Here is a 15,932-nt window from a genome sequence, read left to right as displayed (position 1 = left end):
GGAGCACGAAGGTTACGCAATGAACGCCGCGGTGATGGAGGCGGTGCCATTGAGGGTGGAGGGCCTGTCGCTCTCCTTCGGCGGCAACCATGTGCTGCAGGACATCAGCCTCGCGCTCATGCCCGGGCAGATCACGGGCCTGATCGGTCCCAACGGGGCTGGCAAGACCAGCTTCTTCAACTGTCTCACGGGGCTCTATTCACCGCAGGGGGGCAGCATCCGGCTCGGGGAGGTGGGACTCAAGGGTGTGCCGCCGACAGGACGCGCGGCACTGGGCTTCTCGCGCAGCTTCCAGCATGTGGCGTTGTGCCCCGAACTCTCGGTCATCGAGAACGTCTCGATCGGGCTGGACCGTCAATCCAGCGCCGGGTGGCTCGATGCGTTCCTGCCGTTGGCCCGGGGCAAGGCCGAACGCACCCGCCATCGCGCGTTGGCACTGGCCGCACTCGCGCGGCTGGGAATCGCGCAGGTCGCCGACGCGTCGCCTTCGCAGTTGCCACCCGGTGTGCTGCGGCTGGCCGAGATCGCACGTGCCATCGCGGGCAAGCCGCGCGTCCTGCTGCTGGACGAACCCGCTGCGGGCCTGAACTCGGTGGAAACACGTGACCTGTCCGACGCGCTCAAGAAGCTGCGCGCGCCCGATCTGGTGCTGGTGGTGGTCGAGCACGACATGGACCTGATCATGGAGGTGTGCGACACCATCCACGTGCTCAATGTGGGTAGGCTTCTGGCCTCGGGCAGCCCCGGGCAGATCCGGGGCAATCGCGAGGTGGTCAAGGTTTACCTTGGAGACGATGATGAGTGAAGCCGGCGCCGAATTGCTGCGCATCGAGGATCTCAGCGTGCGTTATGGCGCGGGTCCGGTGGTGCACGGCATCTCGCTGGCGATGGGCGCCGGCTCGGTGGCCGCGTTGCTGGGCGCCAATGGCGCGGGCAAGTCGAGCACGCTCAAGGCCATCGCCGGGCTGGAGCCCGCACGGGGCCGCGTGATCTTCGATGGTCGGGACGTTTCGCAGTTCAATACCGCGCAACGCTTTCGTGCCGGCATCGTCTACGTGCCCGAGGGCCGCGCCATCGTCACCGACCTGAGCGTGGCGGAGAACCTCACGCTCGGTTCGTACTTCGTCGATGGCCGCACGCGGGCGCAGCGTCAGCAGATGGTGCTCGACTTTTTTCCCGAGATCGCCAATCGGCTGAAGGCGCCAGCGGGGCTGCTCAGCGGCGGCGAGCAGCAGATGCTGGCCATCGGTCGCGGGCTGATGTCGGCGCCGCGCCTGCTGCTGCTGGATGAGCCCTCGCTGGGCCTGGCGCCGCTGCTGGTGGCGCGCGTGTATGAGCGCCTGGCTGCGATCCAGAGGGAACACAAGCTCAGCGCGCTGCTGGTGGAGCAGAGCTTTCATGCGGCGGCCAAGCTGGCCACGCGCGCCTGGGTGATGCGCCATGGGCACATCGTGGGCGAACTCGACGAACAGGCCCTGCGCAGCCGTGAAGGTCGCCAGCGCGCGATCGACGCCTATCTGGGCGCGCGCGAAGAAACGGCGCAGGCGGCGCATGCATAGCCATCAAGGAAGAGCGATGAAGCAATTGAAGCTGCAAGGTCGTGTGATCGCCGAAGGGCTCCGATTCCCCGAAGGGCCGGTCGCGCTGCCCGACGGCAGCGTGCTGGTGGTGGAGATCGAGGGTGGGCGGCTGATGCGCGTGCAGCCGGATGGTGCAGTGCAGGTCGCGGCGGAGCTCGGAGGAGGTCCCAACGGCGCTGCGCTCGGGCCCGATGGCCACTGCTACGTCTGCAACAACGGCGGCTTCAGCTGGCGCACCGACGCGGGCTTCACGCGGCCCACGGGGCCCGCGGCCGACTACGAGGGTGGCGCGATCCAGCGCGTGAACCTTGCCACGGGCGCCGTGGAGATGCTGTACACGCACTGCGACGGCATCCCGCTGCACGGGCCCAATGACATCGTCTTCGATGCGCGGGGCGGATTCTGGTTCACCGACTTCGGCAAGACCCACGAGGACCGGATGATGCGCGGTGCGGTGTACTACGCGCGCACCGATGGCCGCTTCATCCGTCGAGTCGCGCACCCGGTGCTCACGCCCAACGGTGTCGGACTGTCACCGGACGGCCGCACGCTGTATGTGTCCGAAACGGAGACCAGCCGGCTTTGGTCGTATCCGGTGCTCGGACCCGGCGAGCTGGGCCATGAACCCTGGCCCTCGCCCAATGGAGGGCGGCTGGTGCATGGCCTGCCCGGCTTCCAGCGCTTCGACTCGCTGGCGGTCGAGGAAGGCGGCAACATCTGCGTGGCCACGCTCGTGCGCGGCGGGATCAGCGTGTTCTCGCCTCAGGGTGAATTGCTCGAGTTCCATGAGGCGCCCGAGGGCTACTGCACCAACATCTGCTTCGGTGGTGAGGACCGGCAGACCGCCTTCATCACGCTGTCGGGCTACGGCCAGCTCTTCGCTGCCCGGTGGCCTCGCCCGGGCCTGGCGCTCGTGGCCTGAACAACGGGGAATGACAGTCATGACAATGACCGACCACACGCCCCGCGTGCATCGCCGGGGGCTGCTGCGCGCCGGCGCCGCGATGCTCGCCGCATCGGCGGGATCGATCGGCTTTCCGGTCATCGCCCAGCCGAACTGGCCCGACCGGCCCATTCGCGTCATCGTGCCCTACGCGGCAGGTCAGGGCGCGGATGTCCTGACCCGGTTGCTGGCGCAGGAGCTGCAGAAGACGCTGAATCAGCCCTTCGTCATCGAAAACCGCGCCGGTGCGGGTGGCAACATCGGCGCGGCCGCCGCGGCCAAGGCGGTGCCGGACGGGTACACGTTCCTGCTTGGAACCAACGCCACCAATGCGGCGAACGAATTCCTGTTCTCGAACCCGGGATTCAGTCCAGCCACGGACCTCGAAGCGGTCGGGATGATCGGGCTGCTGCCGATGGTGTTGTGCGCCTCGGCGCCGGAACTCCCTGCCAACGGCATTGCCGAGCTGATTGGACGAGCTCGCGCCAAGCCCGATACCCTGAATGTCGGATTGCCGAGCACGACTGCCCAGGTGGTGTTCGCGCAGTTCGTCAAGGACGCGCAGGCACCGCTCTTCGCCGTCAACTACAAGGCTTCGGGTCAATCGATGACCGATGTCCTCGGGGGACAGATTCCGCTGGTCATCGACACCGTGACGGCTTCGCGGACCTACATCGCGAGCGGCAGGCTGCGTGCGTTGGGCATCACGTCCCTGCACGCGAGCGAGATGCTGCCGGGAGTCAAGCCGGTCGCCGAACAGGGCGTTCCCGGCTTCGACGTGGTCGCTTGGGATGCATTCTTTGCCCCGAGAGGAACGCCGCCGGAGGTCATCCGGAAGTTCAGCGCGCACATGCAGCGTGCGCTGCAGCGGCCCGAGGTCCGTCACCGGCTCTTGGAGATCGGCGTCGAGCCCCAGTACATGTCGCCCCCCGAACTGGCCGGCTTTGTGAAAGCCGAGCGCCAAAAGTGGGGAGCCATCATCCAGGCCGCCGGAATTCGCAGCGAATAAGAGACCAGCCACTCAGGGATCATCAGCTTTTCAAAAAGAATGCATTCTGCATTTGTATTTCAACCCGCCCTTTAGGAGCAACACCGTGAGCACTGCCATCGCAACCCCTCCCCAATCCGACGTCGGCAATCGCCCTGCAGAGGGCGTCATCACCGACGAGGCCATCGCCGCAGCCAAGGCGATGATCGGCTTGCATCTGCGCCCCGAGGGGCCCTACCTGCAGGACGCGTCGGCCGATACGCTGCGCAACTGGTGCAACGGCATCGGCGACCTGAACCCGCTCTACCGGGAAGCCGGCTATGGCCCAGCGACCCGCTACGGATCGATGGTGGCCCATCCGATGTTCCCCATGGCCTACGGCTGGCTCGGCCGCACCCGCTGGGGACTGCCGGGCGTGCACGGTTTCTACGCAGGCAACGACTGGGAACTGTTCCGTCACGTGCGTCCGGGCGACCGCATCTCGGCGATCGAGCGGGTGGTCGGCGTGGAGGAGAAGGAAAGCAAGTTCTCGGGGCGCCTGGTCCTGCAGTACGTCGAAGCCTGCTACTACAACCAGCGCAGCGAACTCGTGGCTCGCGCCTTGGGGACCTGCACGCGCCACGAGCGCAAGGCGGCGCGCGATACCGGCAAGTACAAGGACATCGAGCAGCACGAGTACTCGGACGAGGAGCGCGATCGCATCGACCAGATCGTCCTCGACGAGCCGAAGAACGTTCGGGGCGCCAACGTGCGCTACTGGGAAGAGGTGCGGGAGGGGGAAGAGCTTCCGACGATCGCGCGCGGTCCGCTGTCGCTGATGGACACGATGGGCTTCCTGGTCGGCTGTGGCCGTGGCCACACGCATGGCGTGGTCCTGCAGGCCGCGGTCAGGCACCCAGGGCATTTCTTCCGCAACCCCGAGGCTGGCGGTGGCGTCGAGTACACGGGCATCGGCCACCATCGGGAATCGGTTGCCAAGGAGGTGGGGGTGCCTGGCACCTATGACTACGGCCCGCAGCGTTCGGCGTGGATGTGTTCGCTGGTCACCAACTGGATGGGCGATGCGGGCGTCCTCAAGCGCGTGCGCACCGAGATGCGCCGCTTCAACATCGTCGGCGACACCACGTATTGCAAGGGCAAGGTCGTGCGCAAGTACGTCAAGGACAACATCGGACTCGTGGACATCGAGATCGCCGCCGTCAACCAGCGCGGCGAGGTCACGACACCCGGCCTCGCGACCGTCGCGCTGCCGTCGCGTGACGTGAAGCGGCCCGCGTTCATCGATGGCTCGGGCGTGGACCTCGAACTGCCCGTGGTTCGCTGAGACTCAACGCCAAGGCAGGAAGTGCGCATGCAATCCAACGATCTGTCGTCCCGGGAGGGCCTGCCGCTGGCGGGCTGCCGTGTCGTCGAGCGATCTCGCTCGGTGGCAGCAGCCTACGCCGGGCGCCTGCTGGCCGCCATGGGAGCGGAGGTGGTGATGCTGGAACCTCCGCAGGGCTCGCCACTGCGTCAGGCGCCACCGCTCCTCGACGGCTCGGGCGACAGCGCACTCTTTGCCTACCTCGCGCTGGGAAAGCGAAGTCTCGTGGCCGATCTGCAATCGAGCCGCGGAGTGGCGATCCTTGCTCGCGAGCTGTCTCGCGCCGACATGTTCATCGACGACACGCCGGTGCGGCAGCGTGACGCGCAGGGCCTCGATCCGCGCGAGCTGGCCGAGCGCTTCCCTCGCCTCGTTCATGTGAGTGTGCTGCCGTTCGGCGCCAGTGGTCCGAAGGCGCAGTGGTGCGGCGAGGAGGTCAACCTGTTGCACGCGGGAGGCGAGGGCTTCCTGTTGCCCAACGGGCTGTCGAACGAGCTCTTCCCCGACCGCCCGCCATTGAAGATCTATGGCCATTTCGCGGGTTACCAGGGCGGCAGCACCGCCGCGATGTGTGCGTTGGCGGCCTGGTGGGCCGTGCCGGAATGCGGCGGACAGTTCGTGGACGTGTCGGTGCAGGACGCCGTGCTGGCCGTGGGCGCGTTCGCGCTGCAGCGTCTGGGCGACGGATCGCTCGAACACCGAACCACCCGGCGATTCCGATACGGCGGCGTGTTCGAGACCCGCAACGGCTACCTCGAACTGCTCACCCTGGAAGACCGGCAGTGGAGCGGCCTGGTCGAGCTGATGGGGCGGCCTGAATGGGCCCTCGACGAAGCGCTGTGCGATCCGCTCGAGCGCAGCCGTCGCGGCGACGAACTCAATCGCCATATTCGTGAATGGATGGCACTTCACTCGGTGGAAGAGATTGTCGAAAGAGCGCAGGAGCTCGGCGTGCCCGCCGCCAGGTACCGCAGCCCCTCGGAGGTCGTCGATGGCGACCACGAGTCGGCCCGTGGACTCTTCGGACGCACGACGCTCGAAAGTGGCCGCGAGGTGGACGTGCTGGTCGCGCCATTCCAGTTCCGCTGCACGCCGCTCGAGCGAGGCGGAAAGGTGCCGGCGCTGGGCGAGATGAGCGAAAAGGAAATGGCATGAAGCAGGCCCGAGCCCCCTTGGCGGGTGTGCGCATCGCCGATTTCACAATTCACGCGGCAGGTCCGTTCTGCACGCACATGCTGTCGCAGCTGGGGGCGGAATGCATCAAGATCGAAAGTCGCACGCGGCCCGATGCCTTTCGCAAGCCCCATGCCGTCTACGGCCGTATGCAGGCGGCGACCTTCGATCAGGTCTCGGCCAACAAGCTGTCGGTGCGGCTCAACCTCAAGCAGCCGGAGGCTGTGGTGCTGGCCAAACGCATCGTTGCGCTTTCAGACATCGCGGCCGAGAGCTTCAGGCCCGGCGTGATGAAGCGTCTGGGCCTCGACTTCGAGACGCTGCGCGAGGCCAAGCCCGACATCGTGCTCCTGTCGCTCTCGTCGAGTGGCCAGAGCGGCCCCGATTCCCACTTCGCGGGCTATGCGCCATTGTTCGGCGCGTGGGGCGGACTCGGATGGATGACGGGCTACACAGACGGGCCGCCCGTGGAGATGCGACACGTGATGGACCATTCGGCCGGCATGCATGCGGCACTGGCCACGATGGCAGCGCTGCATCAACGGCGCCGGACAGGCAAGGCGCAGCACGTCGACCTGGCCGCACGCGAAGTGGCCTCGGCGATGATCGGGGATGCGCTCGTACAGGCGAGCGCTGGGGACCAGCCGATTCGATCGGGCAACGACGATCCGGTGATGGCACCTCACGGCATCTATGCGACGGCCGAGCCTGATCGTTGGTTGACACTGGCGGTGCGCGATGACGCGGATTGGCTTGCGCTGCAACGAGTTCTGGGCTGCTCGACGGACGACCCTCGCTTCACGAGTGCCGAGGGACGCAGAGCGCACCGCGCAGCGCTTGATCAATTGGTGGAGACCTGGCTGTCCCACTGCACGGCGGATGGGACCGCGGTACGGCTGCAACAAGCGGGTGTGGCCGCACACGTTTCCTGGAACATGCAGGACATCGCCGACGACCCTCACCTTCGCAGCCGTGGAGCGCTCGTCCCCGTCAGTGCGCCGGACATCCCCACGCGGCTTGCGGTCGGGGCGCCCGCAACGTTCAGCCGGACCAACGAGGTCGGCATACGCCGCCTGACGCCCACCCTCGGCCAGGATGAGGACTACGTGTTCGGGGAATTGCTGGGCCTCACCAGCGCGCAGCGTGGCGATCTCGAATCGCGTGAAATCATTCTTTGACCGGCCGGGCGTGACCCGCGCTGACCTGAACGAAAGGAGCATCTCTTGAAGGATTCCATCTATCTCGTGCTCGACATGGAGAACGATCTCGTCCATGCGGACGGGCCGAACGGCAAGGCCGCCTACGGCGAACAGGTGCGCGCAAGGCGCGTCATCGAAAACACGCGTGACGCCGTGCGCAAGGCGCGCGACGCCGGAGTGCCCATCGGCTTTGTTCGGGTGGGTTTCTCGCCGGACTACCGTGAATGCCCGCCCAACTCGCCGATCTTCTCGGGGGCCCGCAAGAACGGCATCTTCAAGCTCGGAACCTGGGGCACCGAAGTTCACCCGGAACTCGGCATGCAGCCGAACGACTTCGACATCGTCAAGCATCGCGTGAGCCCGTTCTACAGCACTTCGCTGGAGGCCGTCCTGCGCGCCCACGGGATTCGGCGCATCTACTGTTCGGGAATCTCGACGAACGCGGTGGTGCAGGCGATGGTGCGCGAAGGCCATGACCGCGACTATGAAATCGTGGTGCTCGAGGACTGCTGCTGCGCCCTGTCGACCGAAGAGCACGATCAGGCGATTGCCGGGCTCAAGCGGTTCTGCCGGCTGACCACATCGCAAGACGTGACGTTTGAGTGAGGGGAGCAGGATCATGTCGCGCACGGATCGCAGCTTCCTGTTCGTGCCGGGGCACCGGCCGGATCGATTCGAGAAGGCCGAGGCTTGCGGCGCACACCAGGTGATCCTGGACCTCGAGGACGCCGTCGCACCGGACGCCAAGCCCGCGGCACGCGATGCAGTGGCCGGGTGGCTTGCCCGAGGGAGCCGCGCCCTCGTGCGTATCAATGCCGCAGACTCCGAGTGGTACGAAAAGGACCTGGACATGCTCCAGGGCTTTCCGCACGCGGGGGTGATGCTGCCCAAGGCAGATCGCCTTTCGTTGGCCCACGCGGTGGCGGCGTTGCCGGAACGGCCTGTCGTCGCCTTGCTCGAGACGGTGGCTGGTTACATGGATCTTCACGAGCTTTGCAAGGTCAGAGGCCTTTCCCGCATCGCATTTGGAAGCGTGGACTTCGGAGTCGACAGTGGCATGGCCGACGAGGGGGATGCGATGACCTCCGTTCGCGTGCAGATCGTGTTGCAGTCGCGTGCGGCAGGACTGTCGGCGCCGATCGACGGGGTCAGCGTCGGCTTCTCCGACCCGCAGCGCATGCGCTCGGATGGGCTGCGGTCGCGGCAGCTCGGTTTCGGCGGCAAGCTCTGCATCCATCCCGCGCAGGTCGGTGCGGTGAACGAGGCCTTTGCACCCTCGGAGGAGGAAAGAGCGTGGGCGCAGCGCGTCCTGGCTGCATTCGAGTCCAGCGGCGGGGCCGCCACGGCGCTGGATGGCAGGATGATCGACCGTCCGGTGGTGGAAAGGGCGCGTCAGATCGCCGCCAGCGCCATGGGACATGCACCCGCTTAGAATCGGCCCGAGCCGAGCGATGCCGAGGCCGTTCAGAGGGAGCGGGCCATGAGGCATCTGCTTTCCGGCGACACCTACGGAGAAACTTCGTTCGGCTTCGGCGGGACGGCCGGGCGGCTCGAGATGGAATACCGAACCAAAGAAGAACAGGTCGCAGACTACCTCCGGGAGCGGATCATTTCCGGGGTCTATCAGCGTGGCTCGCGCCTGAAACAGGCAGAGATCGCGGAGCAATTGAACCTGAGCATCACCCCGGTGCGCGAGGCGCTCAAGCTGTTGGAGGCAGAGGGCTACGTGAGCGGCGATTCGTATCGTGGCGCCCGCGTCGTGCCGTTCGACGCCGCAGCCTCCGGTGAGATCCTGAGCTTGCGCCTGATGCTCGAGGCGCAGTTGGTGCGCGGCGCGGCCGAGAGAGCCACGTCAGAAAACCTCGCGGAGTTGAGAAGTCTTGCCGACGAGTTCGCCAATGCTTTTGCAACCGGCGATCGCGCGACTGCGCGCGGCGTGAACTATCGCTTCCATCGACGCATGTATGACATCGCCGCGATGCCTCAAACGCTGCATTTCGTCCAGATTCTCTGGGCTCGCTATCCCTTCGACCTGATCAACGCCGCTGAAGGGCGCGGTGGCGATGCCGTCAAGGAACATGATGAGATCCTCTCGGCGCTTGCGTGTGGAGATGTGTCCGCCGCGGTACTGGCAATGCGCAAGCACATCGAGTCCGGGTGGACAGTACTGAGGGCAGTGCAGCAGTAGCCGCCCCAAGCCCCGATGCGAGTCTTCGATCGGCCGGGCGACGACCTGCTTGCACGTGGCCTGTTCCTGGACATGCCGCCGTGGGGGCATCACGTTTTCGACGTACAGTGGCTCGCATGACGTTGCCGAAAGCAGCCGAGCCTGCTTACCTCACCGAGGTGCTGCGCAAGGCTGGGGTACTCGACGAAGGTCGTGTGGCCGACGTGACGATCGAGACGTCATTCGCGACCGTGCTCTCGCACATCTTCAGATTGCGCCTCGCGTATGCCGACGCGGCCGCCGCTGCGCCCACAACGCTCATCCTGAAAGCCGGCCTGGCAGACCGCCCGGGCGGTCCATGGTTCGGAGGCCGGCACGAAGTCGCGTTTTATCGGGACCTTGCGCCTGCGATGCCCGCGGGCATCACGCCGCGTTGCTTCGACGCCCAATCGGATGCCGACACCGGCACCTGGCATCTGCTGCTCGAAGACCTCACCGACTCGCACGTCGTTGCGACCCGCTGGCCCGTGCCACCGACCTTTGTACAGTGCGAGGCCATCATCCGCACACGCGCCCGATTCCAGGCCGCATGGTGGGACGACCCGCGACTCGGCGTGACGATCGGCTCCTGGCAGGATGCGGGCGCTGCCGACGAAGCGACGAAGAATCTCGCGGCGCAATTTGCGCGCTTCGCCGACGAAATGGGCGATCGGCTTTCCGATGATCGGCGCGCGCTCTACGAGCGCCTGTTCGACGCCGCGCCGCGACTGGCCGCGCGCTATCAAACGCATCGCCACATGACCATCATCCAGGGCGACGCGCACGTCTGGAACTGCTTTCTGCCGCGCGATGACGCAAAGGATGGAGGCAGGTTGTTCGACTGGGATGCCTGGCGCGTCGACATGGGATCGGATGACCTGGCATGCATGATGGCCCAGCAGTGGTACCCGGAATTGCGGCAACGCTTCGAGACGCGCCTGCTCGACAGCTTTCATGATGAATTGACCGCGCGCGGCGTGCGGGGCTATGACCGGCGCGCGTTGCAGGACGACTACCGACTGTCCGTGCTCTGGCTGATCGCAACCCCTGTCTGGCAGCATGCGAACGGAATTCCTCCCGTGATCTGGTGGAACAACTTCGAGCGTGTTCACCTGGCCGTCGAAGACCTTGGCTGTCGCGAACTGCTGGGGTAGGTCGATGTTCAACGTCACGAAATCTTGGGTCGTGGGCTTTCTCATCGCACTGGCTTCGCAGGTCCAGGCGCAGACCACGGAGAAGGTGGTCGATATTCCCACCCGGCCCGGGGTGACGCAGCGAATGCTCGTGCTGTCGCCGCCCACGACGAAGGCTGCCGTGGTTCTGTTTGCGGGTGGACACGGCGGGCTGCAGATCTACCCGAATGGTTCGTTCAAGTGGGGCGCCGGGAACTTCCTCGTCCGCGCGCGGCAACTGTTCGCTGACCAGGGGCTCATGGTCGCCGTTGTCGATGCCCCGTCCGATCGCCAGAATCCGCCTTACCTCGGCGGCTTTCGCCAGAAGCCGGAGCATGTGGCGGACATCAAGGCGGTGATTGCATGGATGCGGGAGCAATCGAAAGTGCCCGTGTGGCTTGTGGGCACCAGTCGCGGTACGCAATCCGCGGCGTACATCGCCACCGAGCTTTCCGGCCCGGAAGGACCGGACGGCATCGTCCTGAGTTCGACCATCCTCGTTGACGACAAGAGCCGACCTGTCCCGGCAATGCCGCTGGCAAAGATCCAGGTCCCCGTGCTCGTCGTGCATCACGCGCAAGACGGCTGCGCGGCCTGTCCGTATGCCGCCGCGCCCTCACTTGTGGCGAAGCTCGAAAGCTCGCCAAGGAAGGAGCTATTGACCATCGAGGGCGGAGAGAACAAAGGCGACGCTTGCGAGGCCATGGCCTATCACGGCTTCAATGGGCTTGATCGCGAAGTCGTCCCGAAGATCGCTGCGTGGATTCTTGCCAGGTAGACAGCTGATCAGTTCGCCGAGTGGCCGCCGTCCACCTCCGGCTTGCTCGCCGAAGTGGGGGCGCTCATCCGCACGAAGTGCAGCAGCGGCGGCGACATTCAACGGCCTGGTCCACCGCCGCCGCCGGGTCCGCCGCCGCCACCGGGTCCGCCGCCGCCACCGGGTCCACCACCGCCAGCGCCGGGTCCACCGCCACCTGGGCCTGCACCACCGCCGCCTGGGCCCGCACCACCGCCGCCTGGGCCCGCACCACCGCCGCCTGGGCCCGCAGCAGCACTAGCACTAGCACCAGGAGTAGCAGCACCGCCACCGCCGCCGCCGGCCGCCGCGCCGGCCTCAGGGCCAATGGCGGCCGCGAATCCGCCTATGGCGGCAAGGCCTTTCGAAATCGCAGTTCCCCGTTGGGCCTGTCCAGGAGATGCGCCGTTCGTCCCGACCTGGGACTGTGGCACCTGTCCTGAAGGCTGAGTCACGCTCATACAGACCGCTTCGCCGAACGGGTTGTAGGGATCGCAATGCGCCGTGCCGCCCATCGCAGGCCGGGCGGAGGCTTGAGACAGCGATCGCGCACGAGGTGAAGTCGGGGGGCTGTCCACTCGCGGCCGTTCGACGGGAGACGGAGGTTGCGCTTCCAGAGACATCGCCACGGGTACTCCCCGACGCTCTGTTGCGAACGTGCGAGGTTTGGTGCGTGCGATCTCTTGCTTGACGGAAGGCGATGTATCGGCATCCACACGATGTCGAGGCCGAGCGTTCTGCACCGCTGCAGTGGGCGCCGGTGCTTGTGCTTGTCTCTCCGTTGCATCGTCGGCGGCAACCTCGGGCCGGGCCTGTGTAGGCTCGACGGGGTTCGGCTCAGGCCGGGCCTCGCTCTGCAAAGGTTCCGGCTGCACCGTCGGTTCGTCCTTCGATGCGGTCGGCGCCGCCGCAGCAGGTGCCGGCGTCGGAGGTGCAGCCGTGGCCGGCGATTGGAAAGATGCCTGCCGGGCCGGCGGAGGAATGTAGTCCGCGGTGCGGTTCCAATACCAGAGGACGAACGCGGCACTCGACAGGACGATGACGATCAACATCAGAACGACGGGCGCATCCAGGCGCGTCGACAGCTCAATCCGTCGGATGGGTTGGTGGTTCGCGGCGATCTGCCACGAGGCGGGGACGTTGGCCAGCGGCTGCCGGCGTGGCATGGCCAGTGCCGCGCCAACAACAGGTGTGGTGGGGCCGAACGCGCTTGCAAGGGTGCGGATGCCCGAAAACTTCCCTGCGCACCCGCGGCAGTACTTGGCGCGGTCCCTGTTGGGCGTGTGACAGGATTCGCAGAACTTTGTCATTTCTCGACTCCAGCCGAGCCAGGCGATTCACGGGATCGATATGAACGCCGTGACGACCACGAGCGAAGCGATCACGACCGAGAACGCCGCGAAATCGATCGCCCATTCACGCTCAGGCGCACCGAGAACGGGCCACATCGACACCGCGTGGCGCGTGCGCTTGGCGCCGTTTTCGACCGCATAGAACGCTGGCAACTTGTGCGAGCAGCATTTGCAGAAGCGTGCAGAACGCGCGTTGATGGTGTTGCATGCGTCGCAGACCTCTGCCGAGGGGCTCCAGATTTGGATCCGCGCGAGGTCGACGATGCTTCCAAAGGCGATGTCGTTCGACCGGACCGGAGATTCGACGGGAAAAATGGCGGCGGTTGTCACGGACGTTCTCCTCGAGACGGAATGGATCTGGATTCATCGCGCCGGCCCGCCGGCGCACGAACCTTGCACCTTGGCTTTGCCGAAGCCACGCTTCAGTCGCTGCTCGTGAACGGCGAGCCTTGCGAACAATTGCAGATCGAGGTCGGTAGGCCCCGGCCCGAGGCCCTCGATGCTTTGGCGGAACGCGCAAACGATGCGCGCGTGAACGGCCTCCCTCGCACGCATCGCGGCGACCCGCGCCCTGCGCGCGCTCATGGCACGCGGAGGCAACGTCTCCCGCGTCTTCGCGCTTCTGTGGCGCGCATCGCGGGCCGAATGCTTCGTGCGTCGACTCATCAGCTTGATTTGGCGTGTGACAGGATTTGGCATCGCATCCTCCGGTGAGAAAAATGTGAAAGCTTCACAGTTGTAATCCTCTTGTCCTATAGTGGGTAGAGCCTGGGTGTCAGACAGGGGCTGAAGTCGCTGTCCATCGGTAACCGGTGGTTAACGGCATCTGGCCTCGACGAAGAACATCGCGTTGTCGGAGGGCAACTCGGCTCCAATGCCATGGTCATGAAACGGACTGCATCGAAGAACGCCACGCACGATCGGGCCCGGCGGGTGCTGCGACAACCCATGGTTCAAGCCAGGGAAGGCCAGCTCACTTGGGTATTGGAGGCTTGCGCGCGCGTCCTGCATCCATTGGTCAGGCTTGCGCTGTCTTTTGGCGTGAAGCACGCCCACTTGGAGGAAGTGCTGCGCGACGTCCTGGTCGACGAAGCGCGCCGCGCGTGGCTCGCGAAGGGGACAGAACCCAATATCAGCCAGTTGTCCGTCACGACGGGCTTGAACCGCAAGGTGGTGACCACTTGGGTGCGCGGTGCGGAGGAGGCCTCCTTGCCGCAAACCGAGATGTCCGTGGAAGCCAAGACGTTGACGTTGTGGCTGGAGATGTTCTCGAACGACCCGACCTGCCGGTCACTGCCGATCGCATCGCAAGAAGAGTCCAAGCCATCGTTCGAGGCCGTTGCGCGACGTGCCAGCCGCGGCAACGTCCATCATCGGGCCATATTGGACGAGCTGGTGCGCCTGAACATGGCGATCGATCACGACGATGGAACCGTGGAGTTGGCTGTCGCTGGCTTCGTGCCGGCCAGCGACTTGAAGGCCATGCTGGCATTCCTGGGCGACAACACGCGTGATCACCTGCTGGCCGGCGTGTTGAACACCGTCGGCGGGAAGCCGCCGATGCTCGAGCGATCGGTGTTCGCGGCCGGCATCTCGCGGGAGGAATGCGAGCGCATTCATCAACTCGCGCGCGAACGCTGGGGTGGCCTTCACCACGAGTTGACTCAGGAGATGAGACGCGCCTTCGAAGCTGCGCACAAGCGGGATTCGGGGCGCATTCGGGTCGGCATCTACACCTTCTATGAAGACGCGGCGGCCGAGGGCGTTGCCGCGTCGCCCGATGCCTCGAAACCATCCGGACGAAAAGCATGACGAAATTCCTTCTGCGCCATGGCCTGCTGTCGTTGTTCGCCGCGCTGCTGCTTTCATGCGGAGGAGGCGGTGGCGGGGGAGCAGGCTTGAGCGTATCGGCGCTCGGGAGTCCTGGCGCCGGCGCGACCGACCCCGTCGGCGGTTCGAGTATGGACGCGAGCGCCGGAGGCAACGGTCTTGGCGGCATTGCAGCCAGCGCGGACAGCAGCACGACGACCGCTTCGGGCGGTGATGAGGGATCGGGCGTCGGCTCCGGCGGCACCGGCGTGACCACCGCCGATGCGGTCGGCGTCGGTGCGGTCGACGGCGCGGGAAGCATCTTCGTCAACGGCCTTCGCTATGACACCAACACCACCGTCGGCGCTGTCGAGGACGCTCAAAACGGGATTCAATTGGGCATGACGGCGAAGGTGACCGGCCCGGTCGACGCGGCTTTCGCGAGCGGCATTGCCCGTCGAGTCGACTCCGCCGCGGACGTGCGCGGTCAGGTCGAATCGCTCGACCAGGCACAGGGAAGCTTCGTGATCCTCGGCACGCGTGTCACAACGGACGACGCCACCGTCTGGGCTGACGCATCCGGGCTTGCCGCCATTCCGCTCGGCAAGACGTTGCAGGTCTGGGGCCTGCCGGCGGGGCCTGGCGTGATACGTGCAACACGCATCGAGCAACGCGATCCCTCCACGCCCATTCTCTCGGGCACCGTGCAGAACCTCGACGAGATGGGCCATACCTTCATGCTCGGCGGTCTTGTGGTCGACTATGGAAGCGCGGTTCTGAGCGGAAGCCTGGACGGCCGTCCGCTCGCCAACGGAACCATCGTCCGCGTGCGCGCGGACGTTGCTTCGCCGGGTCGCCTCGCTGCCACGCTGGTGCAGTGGTGGTACCCCGTGCCGATGGCGAACGCCACGACCGCCCACCTGGAAGGGGTCGTCACGGACTACGCGGGACTGGGCGCGTTCAGCGTACTCGGCTTCCCGGTCGACGCGAGTGCGGCGCAAATCACGGGCGGGCCTGCCAAGGGGATCGGCAATGGGGTGAAGGTGATCGTCGGGGGCGTGGTGTCCAACAGCGTTCTCAAGGCAACGACCCTCAAGATCCGCAACGTGCCAGGTACCGGCGGCCCGGCATCGTTCAATCTCATCGGTCCCGTCGGCGCCTACAAGTCGCCTTCCGACTTCCGCGTCAAGGGGCAACCGGTGAATGCCGGCGGCCCCGGCGTCGTGTTCTCCAACGGCACGGCCGCAAACCTGGGCAATGGCGTGAAGGTGAGCGTCCAGGGCACACAGGTGATCGACGGGGTGCTGATTGCCAACACGGTCAGCTTCCCGTGAGCGTCTTTGGGTCGACC

General features: G+C 65.9%; 16 protein-coding genes. 14 read left to right on the top strand and 2 right to left on the bottom strand.

What is annotated here, in order from left to right:
• Positions 1-19: 19 nt before the first annotated feature.
• From AC1DHL_RS04550 to AC1DHL_RS04495, 12 genes are all read left to right on the top strand, one after another.
• Complete coding sequence (locus tag AC1DHL_RS04550; protein WP_478160924.1) at positions 20-805, top strand: ABC transporter ATP-binding protein; 786 nt, start codon at positions 20-22, stop codon at positions 803-805.
• Complete coding sequence (locus AC1DHL_RS04545; protein ID WP_478160922.1) at positions 798-1,559, top strand: ABC transporter ATP-binding protein; 762 nt, start codon at positions 798-800, stop codon at positions 1,557-1,559. Before AC1DHL_RS04550 ends, AC1DHL_RS04545 begins: the two co-directional genes overlap by 8 nt.
• Positions 1,560-1,575: 16 nt before the next feature.
• A complete protein-coding gene (locus tag AC1DHL_RS04540; protein ID WP_478105592.1) occupies positions 1,576-2,502 on the top strand; it encodes an SMP-30/gluconolactonase/LRE family protein in 927 nt (308 codons plus the stop codon).
• Between the two features lie 10 nt (positions 2,503-2,512).
• Positions 2,513-3,532, top strand: coding sequence for a Bug family tripartite tricarboxylate transporter substrate binding protein (locus AC1DHL_RS04535; protein WP_478160920.1), 1,020 nt, complete (start codon positions 2,513-2,515; stop codon positions 3,530-3,532).
• A gap of 85 nt (positions 3,533-3,617) precedes the next feature.
• Positions 3,618-4,835: an FAS1-like dehydratase domain-containing protein gene (locus AC1DHL_RS04530; RefSeq protein ID WP_478105588.1), complete on the top strand. Its 1,218-nt coding sequence runs from the start codon at positions 3,618-3,620 to the stop codon at positions 4,833-4,835.
• Between the two features lie 27 nt (positions 4,836-4,862).
• Positions 4,863-6,029, top strand: a complete 1,167-nt coding sequence (locus AC1DHL_RS04525) for a CaiB/BaiF CoA transferase family protein (protein ID WP_478160918.1) — start codon at positions 4,863-4,865, stop codon at positions 6,027-6,029.
• The gene (locus AC1DHL_RS04520) at positions 6,026-7,225 is read left to right on the top strand and encodes a CaiB/BaiF CoA transferase family protein (RefSeq protein ID WP_478105585.1); all 1,200 of its coding nucleotides are present in this window, start codon (positions 6,026-6,028) and stop codon (positions 7,223-7,225) included. Before AC1DHL_RS04525 ends, AC1DHL_RS04520 begins: the two co-directional genes overlap by 4 nt.
• A 45-nt stretch (positions 7,226-7,270) precedes the next feature.
• On the top strand, positions 7,271-7,852 hold the full coding sequence (locus AC1DHL_RS04515) for a cysteine hydrolase family protein (RefSeq protein ID WP_478160916.1): 582 nt from the start codon (positions 7,271-7,273) through the stop codon (positions 7,850-7,852).
• A gap of 13 nt (positions 7,853-7,865) precedes the next feature.
• The gene (locus tag AC1DHL_RS04510; protein WP_478160914.1) at positions 7,866-8,678 is read left to right on the top strand and encodes an HpcH/HpaI aldolase/citrate lyase family protein; all 813 of its coding nucleotides are present in this window, start codon (positions 7,866-7,868) and stop codon (positions 8,676-8,678) included.
• 48 nt (positions 8,679-8,726) lie between these two features.
• Complete coding sequence (locus AC1DHL_RS04505; RefSeq protein ID WP_478160912.1) at positions 8,727-9,434, top strand: GntR family transcriptional regulator; 708 nt, start codon at positions 8,727-8,729, stop codon at positions 9,432-9,434.
• Positions 9,435-9,550: 116 nt separating this feature from the next.
• Positions 9,551-10,606 carry a hypothetical protein gene (locus AC1DHL_RS04500; RefSeq protein ID WP_478160910.1) on the top strand — a complete coding sequence of 352 codons (1,056 nt, stop codon included), beginning with the start codon at positions 9,551-9,553 and terminating at the stop codon, positions 10,604-10,606.
• A 31-nt stretch (positions 10,607-10,637) separates the two neighbouring features.
• Positions 10,638-11,402 (top strand): alpha/beta hydrolase, encoded by a 765-nt coding sequence (locus AC1DHL_RS04495; RefSeq protein WP_478160908.1) that lies wholly within the window; start codon positions 10,638-10,640, stop codon positions 11,400-11,402.
• A 64-nt stretch (positions 11,403-11,466) separates the two neighbouring features.
• Here AC1DHL_RS04495 and AC1DHL_RS04490 read toward each other — a convergent pair whose 3' ends face one another.
• Both AC1DHL_RS04490 and AC1DHL_RS04485 read right to left on the bottom strand, forming a co-directional pair.
• A complete protein-coding gene (locus AC1DHL_RS04490) occupies positions 11,467-11,706 on the bottom strand; it encodes a hypothetical protein (protein WP_478160906.1) in 240 nt (79 codons plus the stop codon).
• 1,051 nt (positions 11,707-12,757) lie between these two features.
• Complete coding sequence (locus AC1DHL_RS04485) at positions 12,758-13,102, bottom strand: hypothetical protein (RefSeq protein ID WP_478160904.1); 345 nt, start codon at positions 13,100-13,102, stop codon at positions 12,758-12,760.
• A 555-nt stretch (positions 13,103-13,657) separates the two neighbouring features.
• On the opposite strand from AC1DHL_RS04485, the gene AC1DHL_RS04480 reads away from it, so the two are divergent.
• Both AC1DHL_RS04480 and AC1DHL_RS04475 read left to right on the top strand, forming a co-directional pair.
• The gene (locus AC1DHL_RS04480) at positions 13,658-14,584 is read left to right on the top strand and encodes a DUF6502 family protein (RefSeq protein ID WP_478160902.1); all 927 of its coding nucleotides are present in this window, start codon (positions 13,658-13,660) and stop codon (positions 14,582-14,584) included.
• Entirely contained in the window at positions 14,581-15,915 is a 1,335-nt protein-coding gene (locus AC1DHL_RS04475) for a DUF5666 domain-containing protein (RefSeq protein ID WP_478160900.1), read from the top strand. The genes AC1DHL_RS04480 and AC1DHL_RS04475 overlap by 4 nt, the downstream gene beginning before the upstream one ends.
• The last annotated feature ends 17 nt before the right edge of the window (positions 15,916-15,932 follow it).

The sequence above is a fragment of the Variovorax sp. 10L426 genome, assembly GCF_056395305.1.
Note: the sequence above shows the minus strand (reverse complement) of the source record. Positions and strands in the feature narration are given on the sequence as shown.

Bases quoted from the DNA above. Each gene is read 5' to 3' on its own strand.
- AC1DHL_RS04545 (WP_478160922.1), top strand. From the start codon at position 798: ATGAGTGAAGCCGGCGCCGAATTGCTGCGCATCGAGGATCTCAGCGTG.
- AC1DHL_RS04480 (WP_478160902.1), top strand. From the start codon at position 13,658: ATGAAACGGACTGCATCGAAGAACGCCACGCACGATCGGGCCCGGCGG.
- AC1DHL_RS04505 (WP_478160912.1), top strand. From the start codon at position 8,727: ATGAGGCATCTGCTTTCCGGCGACACCTACGGAGAAACTTCGTTCGGC.
- AC1DHL_RS04550 (WP_478160924.1), top strand. From the start codon at position 20: ATGAACGCCGCGGTGATGGAGGCGGTGCCATTGAGGGTGGAGGGCCTG.
- AC1DHL_RS04540 (WP_478105592.1), top strand. From the start codon at position 1,576: ATGAAGCAATTGAAGCTGCAAGGTCGTGTGATCGCCGAAGGGCTCCGA.
- AC1DHL_RS04525 (WP_478160918.1), top strand. From the start codon at position 4,863: ATGCAATCCAACGATCTGTCGTCCCGGGAGGGCCTGCCGCTGGCGGGC.
- AC1DHL_RS04475 (WP_478160900.1), top strand. From the start codon at position 14,581: ATGACGAAATTCCTTCTGCGCCATGGCCTGCTGTCGTTGTTCGCCGCG.
- AC1DHL_RS04535 (WP_478160920.1), top strand. From the start codon at position 2,513: ATGACAGTCATGACAATGACCGACCACACGCCCCGCGTGCATCGCCGG.
- AC1DHL_RS04520 (WP_478105585.1), top strand. From the start codon at position 6,026: ATGAAGCAGGCCCGAGCCCCCTTGGCGGGTGTGCGCATCGCCGATTTC.
- AC1DHL_RS04500 (WP_478160910.1), top strand. From the start codon at position 9,551: ATGACGTTGCCGAAAGCAGCCGAGCCTGCTTACCTCACCGAGGTGCTG.
- AC1DHL_RS04510 (WP_478160914.1), top strand. From the start codon at position 7,866: ATGTCGCGCACGGATCGCAGCTTCCTGTTCGTGCCGGGGCACCGGCCG.